Raw genomic sequence first — 3426 nt, forward strand, 5'->3', positions numbered from 1 at the left:
CCTATAAACTGGCGAACAGCCCGGCGGGGATTCTGGCTGTTTTCGCACTGACCGGTTTTATGGGATATACCCTGGGCCCGATGCTGAGTACGCTCATCGCGTCCGGCGCAGGCGACATCATCATGCTGGCCCTGGGCGGCACCGCGCTGGTGTTCTTCTGCTGCTCCGCATACGTATTGACCACGCGTAAGGATATGTCGTTCCTGTCCGGAATGATGATCACCGGTTTCGTCGTGCTGCTGGTCGCCACCATCGCCAACCTGTTCCTGCACATCCCCGCGCTGCAGATGGCGATTAGCGTGATGTTTATTCTGTTCTCCGCAGGCGCTATTTTGTGGGAAACCAGCAACATCATTCACGGTGGAGAAACCAACTACATCCGCGCCACGGTCGGCCTGTACGTTTCCATCTACAACGTATTCGTCAGCCTGTTGAGCTTGCTGGGTATGAGCCGCAGCAATTAACGCTGAGTGTTTCCCATCTCGTCAAAGCCCCGCTCCGGTGGGGCTTTTTGTTTTGGCGTCGCCTTACCTGAACCAAAAATTTGGTAGACTAAGCGCGTTTTAACGTCATTCCGAGGTGTTATGTTTACGTTTGAAGGCCGCGTCATCGAGACAGACGCGCAGGGATATTTGAAAAACAGTCACGACTGGCAGGAAGAGATGGCGCCGCTGCTGGCAGAACAAGAGGCGATCACACTCACGGAAGCGCATTGGGAAGTGCTGCGCTTTGTGCGGGCGTTTTATCTGGAGTTCAATACCTCACCCGCGATCCGCATGCTGGTCAAAGCGATGGCGCAGAAATACGGCGAAGAAAAAGGGAATAGCCGCTACCTCTATCGCTTATTCCCTAAAGGCCCCGCCAAACAGGCCACTAAAATCGCAGGATTGCCGAAACCGGTGAAGTGCATCTGAATTCAATAGCGAATATCGAACGCGCGGTAATCGGTATTGCCGTGCGGCTCGGTCAGCACCTTATCGACGCGAGAATATTTCGGTCCGCCTTGTCTTACCCATTCGAGAATCTTTTCCACCGCTTCGGATTCGCCGCAGGCCACCAGCTCAACGCTACCGTCGTCACAATTTTTGACGTAGCCGGTCAGCCCTAACATTTGACCCTGCGTCTGCGTATGGAAACGAAATCCTACCCCTTGAACTACGCCGTACACGTAGACTTTCACCGCCATCTGAGACATCCACACTCCTCAATTTCATATTGACGCTTCGCCGTATGTCCTGAAGCGACGGGATTGAGCCATGTCGGAAACAGGTAAAAATGCCTGTCCGCCACGCTTGAAATCGCCGCTGGCATACCCATTTATATTAAGTCAAATTCGTCTCTCGGGAGGTTATATGATTATCTGTAAATTTGGCATCGGACAGCAGATTCGTCATAAGCTGCTGGGGTTCACCGGCGTCGTGGTCGACATCGATCCTGAGTATTCGCTGGAAAAACCGGCCTGGGAAGAGCTTGCCGCTGCCGAGACGCAGCGTACTGCGCCGTGGTACCACGTGGTCATGGAAGATGAAGAAGGCCAACCGGTCCATACCTATCTGGCGGAAGAGCAGTTGCAGCAGGATGAGCATGACGGCACGGAATCCGACTCGCCGTTGGATGAGCTAGCGGCCCGCATCAAAAGTCGAGCCCCTAAACTGCTGCACTAACTTCAGCGCAAACTGCCAGCCTTATCACTTATGGCGCGAAGTCATCAGGCCCGGCAGGCTATTTCTCCAGTCCCAGCCGTGGGATTTCGATTTTCGGACAGCGATCCATGATGACTTTTAACCCAGCGTCGCTCGCCAGCACCGCGGCCTCTTCGTTAATCACGCCTAGTTGCAGCCACAGCACCTTGGCGCCAATGGCGATGGCGTCTTGCGCCACGCCGAACGCCGCCTCAGGCTGGCGAAAGACATCCACCATATCCACCGGCCGGGGAATATCCTGCAGCGAGGCATAGGCCGTTTGTCCCAATAGCGTCTGTCCGGCGAGTTTGGGGCTTACCGGAATGACGTCATATCCCTGCCCCAGCAAATACGCCATGACGCCATAGCTGGGCCGCGTGCTTTTTTCGCTGGCGCCAACGAGTGCGATGGTCTTGACGGAGCTGAGCACCGATTGAATCTCAACGTCGTTTAACATCATGCAACCCCTCATCAATACAAAGACGATGGTTCCAGTGTATCTCATGTCGCGCCTGGCCGAGCATCTGATGAAATATCATTTTCCGCCGGGTCAACAAAACGCTATTCTTCGCCGTCTTTTTAAACGAAACACAAACTGCCTGAGGTTTCGCGGCTGAAACTTTGACACATGCTGCGCCTTATTAAACAATGTTGACGTTGCCGTAAATTCTGGGGAAATGATGAAATTCAAGTTTGCCTTTATCTGCCTGTCACTGGTCATGAGCGCAACGCCTGCGATGGCCACGACGTTGAAACTCGGCCCCGATGTCGAGCTGATTGTCGTTGATGGCAGAAAGGTTCCTGCCTCACTGTTAAAAGGCGCGGGCAGTTTGGAATTGAACGGCGGCGACCACCAACTCCTGTTTCGGGTGAGCAAAACGATCGACGTGCGTAAAGGCGTAAAAGACGTTTTCCACAGCAACGGGCTGATCGCCACATTTAATACTCACAATCAAAGCGCGATAACGATCCACCTGCCGGATCTGTCCACGCCGAAGTTACGCAAACAGTTCAAGCAAAAAGCGCACTATCAGCTGGTGGGCGATAACAATCAGCCCATTACTGCGACGACCGACCGGATAACGCTGACCGACGCCGATCTGAGCGGCGATATCGAGAAAAAAATGGTCGACTACAATCACGCAGCCCGCCCGGCTTCGGTCCCGTCACTCACCACCCTGCCACCCTCGCAGCCTGTGACGCAGCCTGCCAATGATGGCAATGCCGAACCGCTGACGCCCGCTGCGGATAAGACCGACCCGTTTATCCTGATGCAGTACTGGTTTCAAAAGGCCGACCAGAAAACCCGGCAGCGTTTTCTTCAGTGGGCTGCGAGCAAAGACGGTCAGTAACCGCCCTTCGCGCTTAGACGTTGAAAACGATCCCAGCGGTCCGCGCAGGCATTCACCTTTTTCTGTTTCCATTGAAAAATTAATTTTGTCACCTGACAAACGCACAGTGCTAAGGAAGTCATCATGGAGCTCAAGCTCACTACCCGTAGAATCGAAGCGCATAAGCACATTGCGCTGGTCGCGCACGACCACTGCAAAGAGTCGCTGCTGGAATGGATCGCCGCTAACAAGCCCAAGCTCGCCGGACACCACCTCTATGCGACGGGAACGACCGGTAACCTGATCGAGCTCCACACCGGACTGCCGGTTAAAAGCATGATGAGTGGCCCGATGGGCGGCGATCAGCAGGTTGGCGCGCTGATCGCGGAGAGTAAGATCGACATGATGATATT

At 54.3% G+C, this 3426-nt stretch carries 7 protein-coding genes; 5 read left to right on the plus strand and 2 right to left on the minus strand.

Features of this window, described 5'->3' with window-relative positions; all coding sequences use genetic code 11:
- The coding region (locus Q7O77_RS15860; RefSeq protein WP_304169565.1) for a Bax inhibitor-1 family protein at window positions 1-464 on the plus strand (464 nt) is incomplete at its 5' end.
- Window positions 465-584: 120 nt separating this feature from the next.
- Entirely contained in the window at window positions 585-914 is a 330-nt protein-coding gene (gene tusE / locus Q7O77_RS15865; protein ID WP_304169568.1) for a sulfurtransferase TusE, read from the plus strand.
- A 2-nt stretch (window positions 915-916) separates the two neighbouring features.
- On the opposite strand, the gene yccX is transcribed toward tusE, so the two are convergent.
- Window positions 917-1195: an acylphosphatase gene (gene yccX, locus Q7O77_RS15870; protein ID WP_304169572.1), complete on the minus strand. Its 279-nt coding sequence runs from the start codon at window positions 1193-1195 to the stop codon at window positions 917-919.
- Window positions 1196-1352: 157 nt separating this feature from the next.
- Between yccX and hspQ the strand changes: the two genes are divergently transcribed.
- Window positions 1353-1664 (plus strand): heat shock protein HspQ, encoded by a 312-nt coding sequence (gene hspQ, locus Q7O77_RS15875; protein ID WP_304169574.1) that lies wholly within the window; start codon window positions 1353-1355, stop codon window positions 1662-1664.
- 58 nt (window positions 1665-1722) lie between these two features.
- Here the strand turns inward: hspQ and Q7O77_RS15880 are convergent, their stop codons facing one another.
- A complete protein-coding gene (locus Q7O77_RS15880; RefSeq protein ID WP_304169583.1) occupies window positions 1723-2139 on the minus strand; it encodes a CoA-binding protein in 417 nt (138 codons plus the stop codon).
- A 220-nt stretch (window positions 2140-2359) separates the two neighbouring features.
- Here Q7O77_RS15880 and Q7O77_RS15885 point away from each other — a divergent pair, with 220 nt between their 5' ends.
- Together Q7O77_RS15885 and Q7O77_RS15890 are read left to right on the plus strand one after the other, a co-directional pair.
- Window positions 2360-3034 (plus strand): DUF2057 family protein, encoded by a 675-nt coding sequence (locus Q7O77_RS15885; RefSeq protein ID WP_304169577.1) that lies wholly within the window; start codon window positions 2360-2362, stop codon window positions 3032-3034.
- Between the two features lie 123 nt (window positions 3035-3157).
- The coding region (locus Q7O77_RS15890; RefSeq protein WP_304169580.1) for a methylglyoxal synthase at window positions 3158-3426 on the plus strand (269 nt) is incomplete at its 3' end.

This window comes from Lonsdalea britannica (genome assembly GCF_946477055.1).
In the GTDB taxonomy this organism is placed as follows: domain Bacteria; phylum Pseudomonadota; class Gammaproteobacteria; order Enterobacterales; family Enterobacteriaceae; genus Lonsdalea; species Lonsdalea britannica_A.

Bases quoted from the DNA above. Each gene is read 5' to 3' on its own strand.
- tusE (WP_304169568.1), top strand. From the start codon at position 585: ATGTTTACGTTTGAAGGCCGCGTCATCGAGACAGACGCGCAGGGATAT.
- yccX (WP_304169572.1), bottom strand. From the start codon at position 1,195: ATGTCTCAGATGGCGGTGAAAGTCTACGTGTACGGCGTAGTTCAAGGG.
- hspQ (WP_304169574.1), top strand. From the start codon at position 1,353: ATGATTATCTGTAAATTTGGCATCGGACAGCAGATTCGTCATAAGCTG.
- Q7O77_RS15880 (WP_304169583.1), bottom strand. From the start codon at position 2,139: ATGTTAAACGACGTTGAGATTCAATCGGTGCTCAGCTCCGTCAAGACC.
- Q7O77_RS15885 (WP_304169577.1), top strand. From the start codon at position 2,360: ATGATGAAATTCAAGTTTGCCTTTATCTGCCTGTCACTGGTCATGAGC.